13 protein-coding genes are annotated in these 16,725 nt (G+C 52.0%); 5 read left to right on the forward strand and 8 right to left on the reverse strand.

Features of this window, described 5'->3' with window-relative positions:
* Positions 1-62 precede the first annotated feature (62 nt).
* Entirely contained in the window at positions 63-1,571 is a 1,509-nt protein-coding gene (gene cls, locus J2Z70_RS00855) for a cardiolipin synthase (RefSeq protein ID WP_209868484.1), read from the reverse strand.
* A 198-nt stretch (positions 1,572-1,769) separates the two neighbouring features.
* On the opposite strand from cls, the gene J2Z70_RS00860 reads away from it, so the two are divergent.
* Both J2Z70_RS00860 and J2Z70_RS00865 read left to right on the forward strand, forming a co-directional pair.
* Positions 1,770-2,669 (forward strand): TetR/AcrR family transcriptional regulator, encoded by a 900-nt coding sequence (locus tag J2Z70_RS00860; protein ID WP_209868486.1) that lies wholly within the window; start codon positions 1,770-1,772, stop codon positions 2,667-2,669.
* A 59-nt stretch (positions 2,670-2,728) separates the two neighbouring features.
* Positions 2,729-5,938: an efflux RND transporter permease subunit gene (locus J2Z70_RS00865; RefSeq protein WP_209868488.1), complete on the forward strand. Its 3,210-nt coding sequence runs from the start codon at positions 2,729-2,731 to the stop codon at positions 5,936-5,938.
* Positions 5,939-6,269: 331 nt separating this feature from the next.
* Here J2Z70_RS00865 and J2Z70_RS33580 read toward each other — a convergent pair whose 3' ends face one another.
* Together J2Z70_RS33580 and J2Z70_RS00870 are read right to left on the reverse strand one after the other, a co-directional pair.
* Entirely contained in the window at positions 6,270-6,398 is a 129-nt protein-coding gene (locus tag J2Z70_RS33580) for a hypothetical protein (protein WP_281068105.1), read from the reverse strand.
* Between the two features lie 267 nt (positions 6,399-6,665).
* The gene (locus tag J2Z70_RS00870) at positions 6,666-7,361 is read right to left on the reverse strand and encodes a TorD/DmsD family molecular chaperone (RefSeq protein ID WP_209868491.1); all 696 of its coding nucleotides are present in this window, start codon (positions 7,359-7,361) and stop codon (positions 6,666-6,668) included.
* Positions 7,362-7,686: 325 nt separating this feature from the next.
* On the opposite strand from J2Z70_RS00870, the gene moaA reads away from it, so the two are divergent.
* Positions 7,687-8,688, forward strand: a complete 1,002-nt coding sequence (gene moaA, locus J2Z70_RS00875; protein ID WP_209868493.1) for a GTP 3',8-cyclase MoaA — start codon at positions 7,687-7,689, stop codon at positions 8,686-8,688.
* Between the two features lie 82 nt (positions 8,689-8,770).
* On the opposite strand, the gene J2Z70_RS00880 is transcribed toward moaA, so the two are convergent.
* From J2Z70_RS00880 to J2Z70_RS00895, 4 genes are all read right to left on the reverse strand, one after another.
* Positions 8,771-9,352: a hypothetical protein gene (locus J2Z70_RS00880; RefSeq protein ID WP_209868495.1), complete on the reverse strand. Its 582-nt coding sequence runs from the start codon at positions 9,350-9,352 to the stop codon at positions 8,771-8,773.
* A gap of 212 nt (positions 9,353-9,564) precedes the next feature.
* The gene (locus J2Z70_RS00885; protein WP_209868497.1) at positions 9,565-10,887 is read right to left on the reverse strand and encodes a helix-turn-helix domain-containing protein; all 1,323 of its coding nucleotides are present in this window, start codon (positions 10,885-10,887) and stop codon (positions 9,565-9,567) included.
* A 76-nt stretch (positions 10,888-10,963) separates the two neighbouring features.
* Positions 10,964-11,143, reverse strand: a complete 180-nt coding sequence (locus J2Z70_RS00890) for an aspartyl-phosphate phosphatase Spo0E family protein (protein WP_036726170.1) — start codon at positions 11,141-11,143, stop codon at positions 10,964-10,966.
* Positions 11,144-11,430: 287 nt separating this feature from the next.
* Entirely contained in the window at positions 11,431-12,807 is a 1,377-nt protein-coding gene (locus J2Z70_RS00895) for a helix-turn-helix domain-containing protein (RefSeq protein WP_209869286.1), read from the reverse strand.
* Between J2Z70_RS00895 and J2Z70_RS00900 the strand changes: the two genes are divergently transcribed.
* Positions 12,806-13,474, forward strand: coding sequence for a YhfM domain-containing protein (locus J2Z70_RS00900; RefSeq protein WP_209869357.1), 669 nt, complete (start codon positions 12,806-12,808; stop codon positions 13,472-13,474). The genes J2Z70_RS00895 and J2Z70_RS00900 overlap by 2 nt on opposite strands.
* 15 nt (positions 13,475-13,489) lie before the next feature.
* Here J2Z70_RS00900 and J2Z70_RS00905 read toward each other — a convergent pair whose 3' ends face one another.
* Positions 13,490-14,107 carry a LysE/ArgO family amino acid transporter gene (locus J2Z70_RS00905; RefSeq protein WP_209868499.1) on the reverse strand — a complete coding sequence of 206 codons (618 nt, stop codon included), beginning with the start codon at positions 14,105-14,107 and terminating at the stop codon, positions 13,490-13,492.
* 810 nt (positions 14,108-14,917) lie between these two features.
* Between J2Z70_RS00905 and J2Z70_RS00910 the strand changes: the two genes are divergently transcribed.
* Positions 14,918-16,537, forward strand: a complete 1,620-nt coding sequence (locus tag J2Z70_RS00910; protein WP_342592969.1) for an aminotransferase-like domain-containing protein — start codon at positions 14,918-14,920, stop codon at positions 16,535-16,537.
* Positions 16,538-16,725 lie beyond the last annotated feature (188 nt).

Consider the following 16,725-nt stretch of genomic DNA (forward strand, 5'->3'; position numbering starts at 1 on the left):
ACAACAAAAAAACGGTACCATGTCCCAAAGGACGGTACCGCTTTTTGTTGTCCGCTGTCCGCTTACAGCAGCGGAGACATCAGCCGGGCTGCGGATTCCAGCAGCCGCTCCAGCAGTCTTTTCTCCATGAAGGTCTCATGGACAATCTGCCGCGTGGACTGCAGGTCACGCTCGAAGTCTGCAACAATGCGCGAGACACTCTCGGTCTGCAGCAGCAGCGCGTTCACCTCAAAATTAAGATGGAAGCTGCGCATATCCATGTTCGCTGTTCCAATCGTAGCAATCTCCCCGTCTGCAATCAGCAGCTTGGAGTGGATGAAGCCCTTCTCATATTCATAGATTTTCACGCCGGACTCCAGCAGCGCCGGGAAGTAGGAATGGGAGGCCAGGAACGGAATCCATTTATCCGGCTTGGCCGGGAACAGCAGGCGGACATCCAGCCCCGACATCGCCGCCACACGCAGCGCAGTCAGTATATCCTCATCGGGGATGAAGTAGGGACTGGCGATCCAGACGGATTTTTCCGCAGTAGTAATCATGGAGAAGAAAATATTCTTGAGCGCACGCCGCTCATTATCCGGGCCGCTGGCAATAATCTGCACCGCCCCGTCTCCGGTAGTGAAGCGAAGCTGAGGGGAGAGGTAGTCCTGCTCCAGGATTTTCTCGCCGGTCGTGTGCATCCAGTCCTGCAGGAAGATAATCTGCATCGTCCGTACCGCTTCGCCCCTCAGCAGCATATGTGTATCCCGCCAGAACCCGTAGGTCTTGCTGCGGCTCAAGTACTCGTCCCCGACATTCAGCCCGCCCATAAAGCCGACATCGCCGTCGATGACCACGATTTTGCGGTGATTGCGGTAATTCACCCTGCTGGAGAAAAAGGAGGTGGAGTTGCCGTAAGCAGCCACCTGCACCCCCGCATCACTGAGCTCCTTAAGAAAGGCTCTGGAGAGCTGAATGCTCCCGACCGCATCATACATGAACCGGACCGCCACGCCTGCGCGGGCTTTCTCAATCAGAATCTGCTGAATGCGCGTGCCGATATGATCTGCCCGGAAAATATAATACTCCATATGGATATGATGCTGCGCCTGCCGCAGCTCCAGCAGCAGTGTCCCGAAGGTCTCCTCCCCGTTGGTCAGGATGCGCGACTCTGAATTGAAGGAGATCGGCGTGCGCCCGAGCCGTTGGGACAGGCCCAGCAGCTTCTGCTGCGAGGGGCTGAACACCGACCAGTCCTGGTGCATCCGCAACGCATCGTTCTCAATCCGTTCATAGGCCATGAGGTCGCGTTGGGCCTTCTTGTCATATTTGCGCCGCTTGAATACATTCTGCCCGAACAGGAAATAGAACACCAGCCCCAGCACCGGGATCAGCGCGAGCAGCAGAATCCAGGACACTGTGGTGGAAGGATTGCGGTTCTCCATGAAGATCCCCAGCGCGACAGAGATGACCGTCAATGTGGAAAATATACTGATAATCGTCCCGGCTGTACTGCCGAACACGCCAAATCCAAAATAATAAAAAGCCAGCAAAGCCGCTATAATGACTATTGCCTGCAGTCCTCTTCTCATATGTACCCTACCTTCTCATTCCGCCGATTCTCACCAAAATGACACATTTATATCTTACATGAAGAATCCGTTTCTTCCTACTGAAACCTGCAAATTTGTATTGCTGCAGGATATATAATATAATCTCACTGACCAATCAGTCAAATATAGAACTGTCTAGTCAGAACGGGGGCTTATATCGCCTTGACCGCTAAAAGCATGACCAAAAAAGAACAAATCATCAAGACCGCCATGCAGCTGTTCGCTGTAAAAGGCTCCTCCTCCACCTCCATGCAGGAGATTGCCGAATTATGCGGGATCTCCAAAGGAAGTCTGTATCTGATCTTCAAATCCAAAGAAGATCTGGAACGCAGTATATACATCTACTGCTTCCGGATGATTCATGATCCGCTGCAGCAGGAGGAGCAGGCTGCCGGCAGAGAGCCCCGGGAGAAGCTGCGTAACCAGCTCGAAATTCTGCTTAGTCATGTATACGAGCTGCGCGAATTCCTGCAGCGCCAATTCCAGGAGGTGGCCGGCCGGGGTGTGGCCGAGATTCCCGATTGGGTGAAGCAGAACAACGCCGCCCTGCTGCGCTGGTTCCAACAGAAGCTGGAGCTCATGTACGGGCCAGAGATTCTGCCCTATGCAGGCGAGCTGTGCGTGCTCAGCCACGGCATGATCAGCTCCAGCATCAAGCTGCTGTTCGGCCAGGAGACTGTTGTCTCCATCCCTGAACTGGCTGACCGGCTGGTGGACTGGCTGGACATTATGGTCTCCGGCCTGCTTGCAGGGAAGCCCGCCCCTCTGATCTCTTCCGCAGTCCTCGCCGGATGGGCCGAGGGTCAAGGAGAAGGACCGCGCCAGAGCCCGCTTCAGCTGATCAAGGCGATGAAGCTCCTGCTCAGTGAAGCGGACGGAATCAGCCGGGAGCATGCCGAAGACGGTCTGGAGTCCCTGGGTATTCTGGAGAGCGAAATCCTCACCACCCAGCCCCGGAAAGCGATCATTCAAGGGATGATTGCCAATCTTGAGGGGTACCCCGAGCTGTCCGGCGAGCTAAGTCAACTAAAGAAAGCATTCACACCTTATATGCACACTTCCTGCGGACTTCATTAAAGACAGAGGCGGCACGCCTGTAAGATCAAGAATAATTGTACTGGAGGTTCCTTTTACTGATGAAAAGCCTAATTAATTTCTCGCTCCGCAACAAATTCGCCGTCTGGCTGCTGACGATCATTATTGTCTTCGCCGGTCTGTACAGCGGATTGACCATGAAGCAGGAGACCCTGCCTAACATTAGTATCCCTTATCTCAGCATTACTACTATTTATCCAGGAGCCGCACCCGAAGGGGTCGTGAATGACGTCAGCAAGCCGCTGGAGCAGAAGCTCCGCAACGTAGACGGCGTGAAGATGCTGACCTCCACCTCTCTGGAGAACGCCTCCAGCGTCACCATTGAGTTCGACTACGGCACGAACCTGGACAATGCTACAGCAGCAGTGCGGGAAGCCTTGAACGAGGTGAAGCTGCCGGATGAGGTGCAAAAGCCGCAAATCTCGCGCTTCAGCCTCAGCTCGCTGCCGGTCATCTCCCTCAGTATCTCTGACGAGAGCTCCGGCGATCTGGAGGAGCTGACCCGGGTTGCCGAGAATGATATCCGCCCGGCACTGGAGGATATCGAAGGCGTCGCCTCTGTGCAGATTGCCGGACAATATGTCAAAGAAGTCTCCCTGAAGTTCAATCAGGAGAAGCTGAAGCAGTACGGACTGACCGAGGATACGATCAAAGGCATCATCCAAGCCTCCTCCCTGCGGGTACCGCTAGGATTGTTCGAGATGGACAAGTCACAGAAGGCTGTTGTCGTTGACGGCAACATCACTACAGTGGAGGACTTGCAGAATGTCAGCATTCCGCTGGTTCCTGCTGGTTCTGCGGCGGGTGCTGCCGGAGCCGGTGCAACTGGCATGCCTGGCACAGGAGCCGGGGAAGCAGGCGGTGCAGCTTCAGGCGGTGCTAGTGCTGCTGGCGGCACCAATGCTGCGGCTGGCAGTACCGGGGCTGGTGCTGGCGCCATGACCGGGCTGCCGACGGTGAAGCTGAGCGAGCTTGCCACTATCGAGGTAGTCGGCAAATCGGAATCCATCTCCCGCACCAACGGTAAGGAATCCATCGGGATTCAGATTGTGAAGGCAAATGATGCCAACACCGTCGATGTCGTGAACGGGGTCAAGGACAAGACAGAAGAACTGAAGAAACAATACAAGTCGATGGACCTCACCGTGCTGCTGGATCAAGGCAAGCCGATTGAGGATTCCGTGAACACGATGCTGTCCAAGGCTGCCTTCGGCGCCCTGTTCGCCGTGCTTATCATCCTGCTGTTCCTGCGCAATATCCGCTCTACCATTATTTCTATTATCTCGATTCCATTATCACTGCTGATTGCAGTATTATGCCTGCGGCAAATGGATATTACGCTGAATATGATGACGCTCGGCGCCATGACCGTAGCCATCGGGCGGGTAGTCGATGACTCCATCGTGGTCATTGAGAACATCTTCCGGCGGCTTACACTGTCCGGCGAGAAGCTTCGCGGCAGAGAGCTGATCAGCGCGGCTACCCGTGAGATGTTTGTGCCGATTATGTCCTCAACCATTGTGACGATTGCCGTCTTCCTGCCGCTCGCCTTTGTCAGCGGGATGGTCGGTGAGCTGTTCCTGCCGTTTGCCCTCACTATGGTATTCGCGCTGCTGGCTTCACTGGTGGTTGCCATTACCCTGGTGCCTGCACTGGCCCATACCCTGTTCCGTAATGGACTCAAGAAGGGAAAAAAGGGTCACGAAGACAAGCCCGGCGCATTGGCGGGCGGGTATGTCCGAATCCTGGACTGGTGTCTCTCGCATAAGCTGATCACCTTGGGTGTTGCTGTCCTGCTGCTGGCAGGCAGTCTGTTCCTGATCAAGCCGATCGGCGTCAGCTTCCTGCCTTCCCAGGAAGAGAAGAATGTTACGCTTACCTTCTCCCCGAAGGCCGGTCAGACGCTGGAGGATGTGAAGGCGCAGGGCCTGAAGGCTGAGAAGTTCATTCTGGCCCAGAAGCATCTCGACAAAATGCAGTATTCCATTGGCGGCAGCAGCCCGTTCGGAATGGGCTCAGGCAATTCAGGCTTGTTCTATGTCACGTATGACAGCAACACGCCTGATTTCGATACCGTGAAGGAGAAGTTAATTGAAGGCTTGAGCCAAGAGGTGCCGGATGGCGTGTGGGGCGATCTGTCCGGCATGGCCGGAGGCGGGCTCGGCGGCAGCACCCTTACTGTTAACATCTTCGGCGATACGCTGGAGCAGCTCAAACCGGTAGCCGATGACATTGCCGGAATCGTTCAGGCAGACACCAAGAACTTCAAAGACGGGAAGACCAGCCTCTCTGAAGCCTATGATCAATACACCATCGTCGCTGACCAGGCCAAGCTTAGCTCACTGGGCCTAACGGCCGGACAGCTTGCGATGAAGCTGAGCCCTGCCGGAACCCGGCCTGTACTGACTGAGGTAGAGCTGGACGGCAAGAATTACAAGGTCTACATTGAGACGGACAAGGATTCCTACAATAGTATTGAAGAAATGAAGGCCGCCACGCTCACTTCGCCGCTAGGTATTACTGTACCGATTGGCGAGGTAGCAAGCATCGAACAGGGCCAGTCCCCGGATTCCATTACCCGTGAAGACGGCAAAATGAAAGTCGAGGTAACCGCCGACATTATCTCCAGTGACATTAATAGTGCCTCCAAGGCTGTGCAGGACAAAATAGATGCTCTTGATCTCCCGGACGGCGTGACCATCACCTTCGGCGGAGTCACCGAGCAGATTAATGAGACCTTCGGACAGCTTGGCATCGCCATGCTCGCGGCTATTGCGATTGTATACTTCGTGCTCGTAGTCACCTTCGGCGGCGGTCTGGCACCGTTCGCCATCCTGTTCTCGCTGCCGTTCACAGTCATCGGCGCTCTTGTTGCCCTGCTCCTGGCCGGCGAGACCTTGAACGTCTCCGCACTGATGGGTGCGCTGATGCTGATCGGTATCGTGGTCACCAATGCAATTGTCTTGATTGACCGGGTAATCCATAAGGAACAAGAGGGAATGTCTACACGCAAGGCGCTGCTTGAGGCCGGGGCTACCCGCCTTCGCCCGATTCTCATGACTGCGCTCGCTACTATAGGCGCCCTGCTGCCATTGGTTACAGGCCTGGAGAACAGCGCCGGAATCATCTCCAAGGGACTTGGCGTAACCGTCATCGGCGGTCTCGTCAGCTCCACGCTGCTGACCCTGGTCGTTGTACCGGTGGTGTATGAGTTCCTGATGAAGTTTCGGAGTAAGAAGACTTACGAATAAATAGGGGATGAACTTCAGTTTCAGTTATATGGGGTGATCGTAAGAACATAGCGTAAAGCTCAGACGTCACTACGGTGGATATTTGGACTTCCGGCCGCTGTTGTCTCCAGATTTCCTGATTATACCGCTTTTTGCGGTAGAAATCTGGAGACAAAGGCGGACGCTACCGCTCCTACAGTTCCAAAATCCCCCTCCGATCTTACACGCTTTTTGTATTTTCTCCAGATCACAACCTATAAAGTGAAAGCTTAAGTTCAAGACCCTAGGAGCAGAAATAAGGCGCCCTTCCGATTGATGGAAGGGCGCCTTTTTGATTGAATATGGATGCTTATTATGCCATGGCCGCCGCGCTGCTCTCCAGCGAAGCCTTCCAGGCACGCAGCATATGCAGATCCTGTGGCAGGAATTCCTCCAGCATATGGCTGAGCCCCAGATACAGCGGGCTGTGCGGAAGGATCATTTAGCCGCTAATTGTATTTTGTACACCTAAATGATGGTTAAAAGCCTGAATAGTCGGGATAACTGCATTTCGTACAATTAAAAACAACGGTATCGCTTGTTTTATGGAAAATCAGGATATTTAGTTGTACAGACTACATTTATAACCATGTACTAGCGATCACCCATCACTTTAGTTGTACAGACTACACTTAAAGCCCAACGACCCCCGGAGCAGAAACAAGGCGCCCTTCCGATGGATGGAAGGGCGCCTTGAGTATGGTACTTATTAAGCCATGGCTGCTTCGCTGCTCTCCAGCGAAGCCTTCCAGGCACGCAGCATATGCAGATCCTGCGGCAGGAATTCCTCCAGCATATGGCTGAGTCCCAGATACAGCGGGCTCTCGGTGGCAGCGTTCATTCTTGCACAGAATTGTGGAGTCCACTTCAGCAGATGCTCCTCAAGGAATCTCTCCTGGATCTCCAGAAGCTCCATCGCACTGCGGATCGAGAAGCTGTTGTACAGCATCCGTTCATGCAGCACGGCCATGAATTCCAGTTCAATGGCAATATGGTCGTCGGCTTCGCCGCTGCACTTCTTGAAGACAATCCCCGCCGAAGCGTACACATCCGAGAGCACGTTGCAGAATTCTTCCTCACGGCCCAGCTGAGCCGCTTCACGGGCTACGAAGGATCTGACGGCGCGCTCGTTCATCAGACGCTTGTATTCGAGTTTCTCTTTCTCACAGATGGCCGGGAGCATAGACGGCTCCTGGCTGCACAAGTAACGCTTCAATTCACGGCCGCCTTCGGTCATCTCCGCAGCGACACTCATCTCACGGTTACGGCTCCACTGGGCGACCAGTGAGAGAGATGGTTTTCTTCCATAGAAGTCCACCAGCAGCTGATATATTAATCCCCGACTCTCCAGCCAGCGGCTGCAAGCCTCCGGCACGACAAGCGATGGAACAGTTGGTATGGTCATTTTGCAAATCCTCCCTACATAGTTTGCCGGATACCCGGGGTATCCTTAGGGATCGCCGCCTGAGCCTTCCGGTATCATAGCTGTGCTTCGCAAAAGTAAAAGTATCTAAAGTTTGAATCTTCCGCACCTAAATTATATCGAATATGATAAGCGCTTTCGGTGAGCATTCTATGACCATTCCCTGGAATTGTCGCACTTTTGTCATAATTAGGCTGCTGCTTTGGCCTTCTGTCCCCCTATGCTTTAGATTGTCCGTTGTGCATTGACGCGGCGGAATGGTTTCTTTAAAATTTAAACTAAAATCAACAGGTGAAGGAGCAACGCTATGGAGCCGCTGACTGACCCTTTTGGACGCATACATGATTACCTACGCATCTCGGTTACTGACCGCTGCAACCTGCGCTGTATCTATTGTATGCCCGCCGAAGGAATGCAATTCCAGCCGCAGGACGAGATTATGAGCTACGAGGAGATTGCCGCTGTGGTGGAGGCGCTTGCGCCCCTGGGCCTGCGGAAGGTCCGGCTGACGGGGGGCGAACCGCTGGTCCGCAAGGATCTGGAGAAGCTGGTCTCTATGATCGCCGTCATACCCGGCATAGATGACATATCATTGACGACGAACGGGCTGATGCTGCCAGCCAAAGCGGCTATCCTGAAGCAGGCCGGGCTGTCCCGGGTGAACATCAGCCTGGATTCGCTGCGGCCGGACCGCTTCTCGATGATTACCCGCGGCGGCGATGTTGCCAAGGTGCTGAAGGGAATTGAAGCCGCAGAAGCCGCCGGCCTGTCCCCGATCAAGCTGAATGTCGTGCTGATGAAAGGCATTAACGATGACGAGATCAAGGACTTCATCGCCCTGACACTGAATAGCCCGCTGAATGTGCGGTTCATTGAATACATGCCGATTGGCAGCGCCAGCGATGCCTGGCGGCAGACCTATCTGCCGCTGGAGACTGTAGTAGCGGCCTGCAAGGAAACTGGCTGGACCACCGAGGAGGCCGACATGCCCTCCGGGAATGGCCCTTCCCAGAACCGGCGGGTCACCGGCGCGAAGGGAACCTTCGGGCTGATCCATCCGGTCAGCGAGCATTTTTGCGACAATTGTAACCGCCTGCGCCTAACCGCCGACGGCAACATCAAAGCCTGCCTGTACTGGCAGGACGAATATAATGTGCGCCCGCTGATCAGCTCCCCTGCGGCGGTGCAGGCCCTGTTCCGCGAGGCGCTAGGCAACAAGCCGCATAATCATGAGATGGCGCTGGCCCTGGAGCACAAAGCCCAGAGCCACACCCCCACCGCCCGCCGCATGTCGCAGATTGGCGGGTAGGGCACGGCGACAAATGTAATAGGCCCATGAACAAGTTCATGGGCCTGCTTGTTTAGAATAGATTCATAGTTAAAGTGTTAAGCTACTCCAACACACTCATTGAAGCAACAGCCTTTTCATAAGCCTCTGGATCAATTTGTTTGGCAGATTTCATGCTAAAGTAAATTCCATCAATCTCAAAATATAAGAACTCCTGGGACCCTTTTTCCTTAATCCAATTTCCCGTTATGGTTTGAGTAAGCTGAACTTTTCTTGTTGTTTCAATTTCGTGTAACGGTTCAAGCTCTCTGGAAGACTCCGTAATTAAACCACGAATAAACGAGAGATTAACTTCATTTTCTCCAGCCTTAACGCTATGCAGGTAGTCGTCAACACCCAAGCCAACTGTGGGTATGTACACTTTACTAAGTCCAGCTTTCTTCGCAGCAGTAAGGATTTCGTTTATTTGCTCATCGGTGTAACTTAACAGTTCACCTTGTTGCTCCTCTAGATTGTCCTTCTCTCCTGGATCGTTATCAGCATTTACGGTTTGGATCGGCTCAGTCACAGACGGCTTACCGGTCGGGGCTGGATCAGAAGAAGATATGTTACTAACCTGACTACAACCAACTAACAATATTTCTATTAATACGACACTCGCCAATAATCTTCTTTTATTGTTCATTCTTAATTCCTCCCCATACTTCAGAAACCTATTTATCCATCATAGGCTAGACTGCCTGCGGAAAGTTCTCATAATGGTCTCAATAATATTTCATTTTTGGAAATCTATAATATCATTCTGTGCTGTACCCAACGCACAACGGCCGAGATTCCTTGAAGGATTCTCAGCCGTTATGTATGGAGGATCTATAGTTTAAGCCGTTCCTGAATACTTCAGCCCGACTTCGGAATATCCGAAATCGCAATCTCGAAATCCACGGATATGGTCCCCCGGATCACTTGCTGCTCGCTGTCTAATTTGGCGGATAAGTCTACGCTTTGCATAATCACATCATCGCCTTTGTACCGCTTGCGGGATAGATAGTAGGTCGCCAGCTCGCTGCAGAATTGGGTGTAGTTTTTTTCATGAATGAACTTGTTGTGCTCACCAAAGATACTATAAACCTTCCGGTAAGGAATGTAGTCCGCAAATCTCTGTATCACATGATCCACGTCCCACTTATACTGATTAGCCAATTGAACGATCTTGAACAGCGCCATAAAAATCTCGTTCTCACAGGTGGAGATATACTCTATATATTCTTCCAGCACCTCAATCTGCCCATCCATTAAGCGGTAAAGGTACGTATTAGCCGTTCCCCATTCTATATATTGAGCCTTAATACGTCTTGCTTCTTCGTCATCTTCCCGTATCCAGCTGTGATCCATGTACTGAGGTACCATATCCAGTGCGGTTTTATAGTCGCCCAGCTCTTCATAAACACAGGATCTCATAAGCTGAGCATATAAAATATATGTATACAGCGGCTTTTTATAAAATTGATTGCTACTATGCTTACGATGCACTTGTCCGTGGAGTTCATATTGAACAGTGGCGACTCTTAGCAGTTCTTCTACAGACTGAGATACTTTGTCCCACGCCTGAAGCCCACTGTATAAATTAGCCAACTGCTTCAGCGCATCCAACTGATTGACTTCATCCAGCTTATCGACATAATTCTCTAATATAGTAGCAGCGATTAGATTTTTCTGCGGATCATCGCCCAGATTAATGAGGAAGAGCCGATACTGGCAGAGCGCCAGCCGTTCGGAATGCTGGTATTTCTCGCTGGCTCCCACATTTTCGTAGATTAGTGCTGCGGCCTGCCAGTTTTTCTGCTCAAATAACTCCTCCGCAACCTCGAACAGCAGCGGTGCATACAGCAGATTATCCAGTAAATTTTGTGCCACCCGCTCAATGCAATCCAGACGCGATAGCGCCGCGCATTGCAGCAGGAATGGCCGTAAACGCCGCCAAGTCGGCGTCGAATCGTATAGACATTCATCAACATACTGACTGTAAAAGTAATCCTCCGGCAGCCCCATCCCGCTGGTCACGCGGGTCAGATGGTTCATCGCTAAGGCCTGCTGGCCTTTCATTACCCGGCTGAGTGTGCCGGAATGAATTCCGCTGGCAATCGCAAACTGATTAATAGACAGTTTATGTTTTGTGAGATACGCCGCTATCTCGTCTCGAATTTTGACTGTATGCTCCACAGCAGTTACCACCTTTTTTATACACGTGTCCAATGGAACTTATATCTGACTCTCCGATTGTTTCTTGAAGCACTGTTTAAGCAGGCGGCCTTTTATTCATCCGGTAGGCATTATCGTAGGCATTGAGCAGCTCATCCAGCACCACGGATTGCCGCAAGACCTCAGGATGATTGAAACCGCCATATTGAATATGTAATGTATGAAGCTTACTTCTAGCTTGCTCTATGCGAATTCTAACGATTGCTGGACTATGCATGGGAATCCCGCCTCCTTATGCAACATTATAGATTTTTATGTAAAACTACAAAATAATGGACTGATTGCATTATCTGTTAAAGTGAATATATTGACAAAGCTCTGACGAGATAGAAGTTGTCCATAAAAAAGACGCCCCTGCATTAGCAGAAGACGCCTAAAATGATACTATTTATAATTCTTGCGCTTATTCAGGCGCCCGTGCCATGACCCATGGTTTCAATCATTTGTTGCTGTATAGGTTTGCTTGCTGGTTCTGCTAGAGGCATAGTAATCAGAACAACAATACTACACGAGGCTAGCATTAATATGAGTTTTCTTTTCATTTGCATCCCGTACCTCTTTTATTAAGATTTTGTATTGCATCTGTTCATCTTCCCCGGCAATATGCCTGTTCTGCTCGAATAAATCAACACATTTGAAGATCATGCTCTCATTATTAAGTTTAGATGATGATTCCAAACTTCGTAGGATATATCCAATGCCTTCACTACGACTATTCCGTAAATAATAGACTCCCAGCTCAACAAGAAATCGAGCATGTTGGTCAGCTTTAATCTGCTGATTGTACGCTCCGAACTCATTAAGATGTATCCTATATGGCATATAATCAGAGAAGCGCTCCAGGACAGAGTCTACACTCCAGTTATACAGATTCGCAGATTTGACGATATAAAATAAAGCTGTGAAGATCTCACCTTGTTGCGTGGAAATATAATTAACATAATCATCTAATACCTCTAGCTGTCCATCCAGTAACCGATACAAGTAAGTATTAGCCTTACCCCATTCCTGAAATTGCGTTACAGTCCTCTTCGCTTCTTCACTTTCTTCATGTATCCAATCTACGTCGGAATATAAAGGAACAAGTTCAAGAGCCTTTTTGTAGTCTCCATATTCCTCGTATACATTGGAACGCATTAGATGAGCATACAATATATAAAAGCAAAGAGGTCTTTCTCCGCTCTTCACTGCCTCTTTATATTTCGGGTTACAATACAGATCGTACCGGATTGTCGCAAGCCGAAGCAGCTCAATAGCAAGCTCATTTACTTTATTCCACAGTTGCAGTGTATAGTAGACATGCATAAGATCCTTCAACCCATCCAACTGATCCGCCTCATTCAGGCGCGGAATGTAGCTCTCGAACAGAGTTGCCGCGCGCAGGTTCGTGCTCTGGTCATCACCCAGGGCAATCTGGAACAGACGGTATTGGCAGGTGGCCAAGCGTTCAGAATACTGGTATTTCTCGCTGGCGCTAACATTCTCATAGAGCAGTGCAGCCGCCGGCCAGTGGCCCTGCTGGAACAAGCCTTCCGCAACCTCGTACAGCATGGGGACATACGTCAGATTATCCAGCAAGTTCTGAACCAGCAGCTCAATACAATCCGTACGCCCCAGTTCCGCACATTTCACAATGAACGGGCGAAGCCGCCGCCAGGTCGGTGCCGAATAATAGAAGCATTCCTCCACATATAGGCTGTAAAAAAAATCCTCACTAAGCCCCATTCCTGCAGTGATTAACTCCAGATGGCTCATGGCAATGGGCTGATGGCCATTAATAATCCGGCTCAGTGTCCCGGAATTAATGCCGGATCTTATGGCGAACTGATTAATGGACAGCCCATGCTGGGTTAAATAATCTGCAAGCTGGTCTCGAATCATGACTGCAGGCTTCAAAGCAACACCACCTCCCACATTCCATAATTTAGAACATTATGTTTATATCTGTATGGTAGAGGATGGGATTTCAACCGTCAATAGAATAAAGTCAAATAAAACAACTATAGCTCGAAAGTGTGAAGAATTCGAAACAGTTTGGCAAGCGGCTTGCCGAATCTTACGGATACAGGCCGAAACTATGTTAAACGGCACTCTTTTTCCCAAAAAGGTCCAGAGCATACATAGAGGTATCCAAGGATCTACAAGATTGCTACAAGGGGGAGCGTTTATGAGAAAAATCGGCATCATTTCAATTTCATTAATACTATTACTTGTTTTAATATATGTTTTAGTCAGACCAAATCCTGAGATTGTTAGCGTCACTCTTACTTCTGAAACAGCTGAAACTACTTACACTGATAACGATAGCATCCGGGTATTCAACCATGCTATAAGAACTGTGAAAAAAGTGCGCGGGGCTGTTGATGTGGGTCCACCAACGTATCGAATGAATGTTACTTACGCGGATACCGAAGTTGTGAGATTCAGCCTTTATTTAGATTTTAAAACCAAAAGTGGATTTTTGATTAAAGATAGTAATAGCGAAAAAATGTTGAAATTAAAAGATCGCAGCTCTAAAGAATTAACAGATCTATTGAGCAAAGACTAATTAAGGGGGAATCACTTAGCCATACAACAGCCCCCACAGCTGAACCCCCATGTAGACGGCGATCCCCCAGATCAGCAGGGCGGAAACGGTATTCAGCCCCTTCATAACCTTGCCGGAAGCATCCAGCCTGCCGAGCTGGCGGCCCGCTGCAGCAAGACCCAGGAACCAAAGCCAGGAGACGGCCACTGTCGCCGCCGCGAATATCCAGCGCACCGCACCATCGTATTGCAGCGAGCTGGTCCCGATCACGCCCACCGTATCCAGCAGGGCGTGCGGGTTCAGGAGGGACACAGACAGCGCATAAAGGATCTGTCCCTTCGGGGAGAGGCGGCCCGACTCATCCTTCGCCGGATCGGAGCGCCAGATTCTCCAGCCCATGAAGGTGAGGAACAGAATGCCCGCACCATATATAACAGGCGTGACCCCGCGCAGCGATAAAATGACCAGCGAAACACCGCCGACTGCCGCAGCGATAAGCAGCGTATCGCATATCGCTGCCGTTAGTACGATAGGCAGTACACTACGGAATCTGGTATGCTGTGCCCCTTGATTAAAAACGAATATATTCTGCACGCCCAGCGGCAGAATCAGCCCGAAGGCCAGGATAATTCCATGTAGAATGGCCTGCACCATTTCTTTTCCCCCTTATATCTTCCTATTGTTGCTTCCCGATAAACAAACCTCCCAGGCTTCCTCCGGTTATAGCCTACTGATCGTACCCTGCCACAGCAGCTACCGTAACCATCCAAGTTTATCGACACATACCAACCAAGATGAATGAAAGGGGAGAAATCATGGTAGACTGGAAGAACGAAAGAGAGAAGGAAAGCAAGCAATGAGGGATTATGTTAGTCAACAGCGGCTGTGAAGGGGGACAATCGCTCGGTAGCCTGCGCAGTGAGCAATGTGTTCGGTTTTTCGCATACAATCGGCCGGTTACCTTAGTAGTGACACAATGTATGTTAAAAACAACATACATTGTGGTGGCACGCAGGCGCATGGGCCAAATGTATGCGGAAAACAACATACATTGTGGTGGCACACAGGCGCGTGGGCCAAATGTATGCGGAAAACAACATACATTGTGGTGGCACGTAGGCGCATGGGCCAAATGTATGCGGAAAACAACATACATTGTGGTGGCACGCAGGCGCATGGGCCAAATGTATGCGGAAAACAGCATACATTGTGGCGGCACGCAGGCGCATGGGCCAAATGTATGCGAAAAACAGCATACATTGTGGTGGCACACAGGCTCGTGGGCCAAATGTATGCGGAAAACAACATACATTGTGGTGGCACGCAGGCGCATGGCCGATGTGTTCAGTTTTTCGCATACAATGGAGCCGGTTGCCTTGGCAGTGGCACAATGTATTCGGTTTTTCGCCCTTGGCATGATAACTGCTAATTGTCTACAATCATTCGTCCGGAAGGAGCCTGCCCTTGACACATTCACAACGCTCCAACCATACAGACTTAAGCACGCCCGGCCAATCCGTACATTCGGAGGCTTCCCGGCCCGCAGCTCCTGAAGCGCAGCAAGCGGGCGCTGGCTCCGGTCTGCCGGACACCTGGAAGCCGGACCCGGCTTCTCCGCTGCCGCTGCATGGTCAGATCTACGCCTACTTCCTGACCAAGATCAGCACCGGGGCCTGGCCTGCCGGTATGCGTCTGGCTCCGCAGCGGGAGCTGTCCCGCCAGCTTGGAGTGAACCGCAGTACGGTGGTTACAGCGCTGGGGCAGCTGACCGCCCTCGGCCTGATTGAAGGCAGACGCGGGGGCGGAACGATAGTTACAGGCATACGTTCTGTGCTCCCGGCTTCCCTTGGTTCCGCCGGAGAATGCGGAGAAGACGGGGAAGAGGTGCCCCCTGAGCCGGAACACTCAGGCAACTGGAATGACTATGTGGAGGAGGGGATTCACTATCCCAACCTGCCCACCATCCAGGACATTAACCGGCTCGAATATGAGCCGGGCCTGATCCGCCTTGGCACGGGTGAGCCAGCACCCGAGCTGCTGCCCGGGGCAGCAATGAACGAGGTGCTGGCCGGACTCGCGCAGCGCGTTCTTCCCCCACTCTCCTATGAGGAGCCGCTCGGTAGTCCGGCGCTGCGGGCGGCGGTCAGCCAGTTACTGGCCCGGAGCGGCATTACCGCTGGCCCGGACTCCATTCTGATTACCTCCGGTGCCCTTCAGGGGCTTCAGCTCATTGCCCTCGGGCTGCTGCCGCGCGGCTCTTCTATCCTGCTGGAGAAGCCGTCTTATCTGTATTCGATTCATGCCTTTCAGTCTGCGGGGGTGAAATTCAGCGGCCTGCCTATGGACGGGCGTGGTCTGATCCCGGAATACCTCACGGCTGAGGCGATCCGCACTAAGGCGGCGATGCTCTACAGCATCCCTTCCTTTCACAATCCGACCGGAATCCTCATGGATAAGGGGCGCCGCCAGGAGCTGATGGAGGTCAAAGGCAGACTTGGGCTGCCCATTCTGGAAGATGGGGCCTACCAGGAATTATGGCTGGACGCTCCGCCTCCGCCTCCGCTGAAGGCGCTGGACCAGGAGGGACGGGTCCTGCATCTGGGCACTCTGTCCAAGGCCGCCAGCCCCGGTCTGCGCATCGGCTGGATTGCCGGACCCGAGCCGGTAGTCCGGCGGCTGGCCGACATCAAGATGCAGAGTGATTATGGTGCAAGCTCCCTGTCTCAACTGGCTGCCGCCAGCTGGCTTACGGGCGGCTATCATGAAGAGCACCTGCATGTGCTGCGCGGCAGACTACGCGCGCGCCGCGACCACATGCTTGAGCTGCTGCAGCTCCATTGCACCGGACTGGCAAGCTGGAACGTGCCGGCAGGAGGCTTCTATATCTGGCTGTCTCTCCGCCAGGCTGTCTCCCCGCGCAAGCTATTCACCGCAGCGCTACGTGCCGGACTGCTGCTGAATACAGGCGATCTGTATGACCGCAGCGACCGGCGGCATCTCAGGCTGTCCTACGCTTATGCCTCTGCGGCCGAACTGGAGCGCAGCATCCCCCTGCTGGCAGAGCTGATCCGGCGGGGACTGTGATTGAGACAGCACAGACGGATTCAACCGAGTACGGCTGCGTAAATAGCCCCGCACCCATGACAGTATGTTCTGCCTATCCTGGGTGCGGGGCTATGCTGTTCGGATGGGAAACCCTATCCACCCCAAGGTCTAACGGACCGGAGAGACTTTATCCCCACGAAAATGCCACTTTTTGCAGTGTAACGGAC

The sequence above is a fragment of the Paenibacillus silagei genome (assembly GCF_017874735.1).
GTDB classification, from domain to species: Bacteria; Bacillota; Bacilli; order Paenibacillales; family Paenibacillaceae; genus Paenibacillus_AQ; species Paenibacillus_AQ silagei.

Coding starts and splice junctions, on each gene's coding strand:
- cls (WP_209868484.1), bottom strand. CDS start 1,571: ATGAGAAGAGGACTGCAGGCAATAGTCATTATAGCGGCTTTGCTGGCT.
- J2Z70_RS00860 (WP_209868486.1), top strand. CDS start 1,770: ATGACCAAAAAAGAACAAATCATCAAGACCGCCATGCAGCTGTTCGCT.
- J2Z70_RS00865 (WP_209868488.1), top strand. CDS start 2,729: ATGAAAAGCCTAATTAATTTCTCGCTCCGCAACAAATTCGCCGTCTGG.
- J2Z70_RS33580 (WP_281068105.1), bottom strand. CDS start 6,398: ATGATCCTTCCGCACAGCCCGCTGTATCTGGGGCTCAGCCATATGCTG.
- J2Z70_RS00870 (WP_209868491.1), bottom strand. CDS start 7,361: ATGACCATACCAACTGTTCCATCGCTTGTCGTGCCGGAGGCTTGCAGC.
- moaA (WP_209868493.1), top strand. CDS start 7,687: ATGGAGCCGCTGACTGACCCTTTTGGACGCATACATGATTACCTACGC.
- J2Z70_RS00880 (WP_209868495.1), bottom strand. CDS start 9,352: ATGAACAATAAAAGAAGATTATTGGCGAGTGTCGTATTAATAGAAATA.
- J2Z70_RS00890 (WP_036726170.1), bottom strand. CDS start 11,143: ATGCATAGTCCAGCAATCGTTAGAATTCGCATAGAGCAAGCTAGAAGT.
- J2Z70_RS00900 (WP_209869357.1), top strand. CDS start 12,806: ATGACTGCAGGCTTCAAAGCAACACCACCTCCCACATTCCATAATTTA.
- J2Z70_RS00895 (WP_209869286.1), bottom strand. CDS start 12,807: ATGATTCGAGACCAGCTTGCAGATTATTTAACCCAGCATGGGCTGTCC.
- J2Z70_RS00905 (WP_209868499.1), bottom strand. CDS start 14,107: ATGGTGCAGGCCATTCTACATGGAATTATCCTGGCCTTCGGGCTGATT.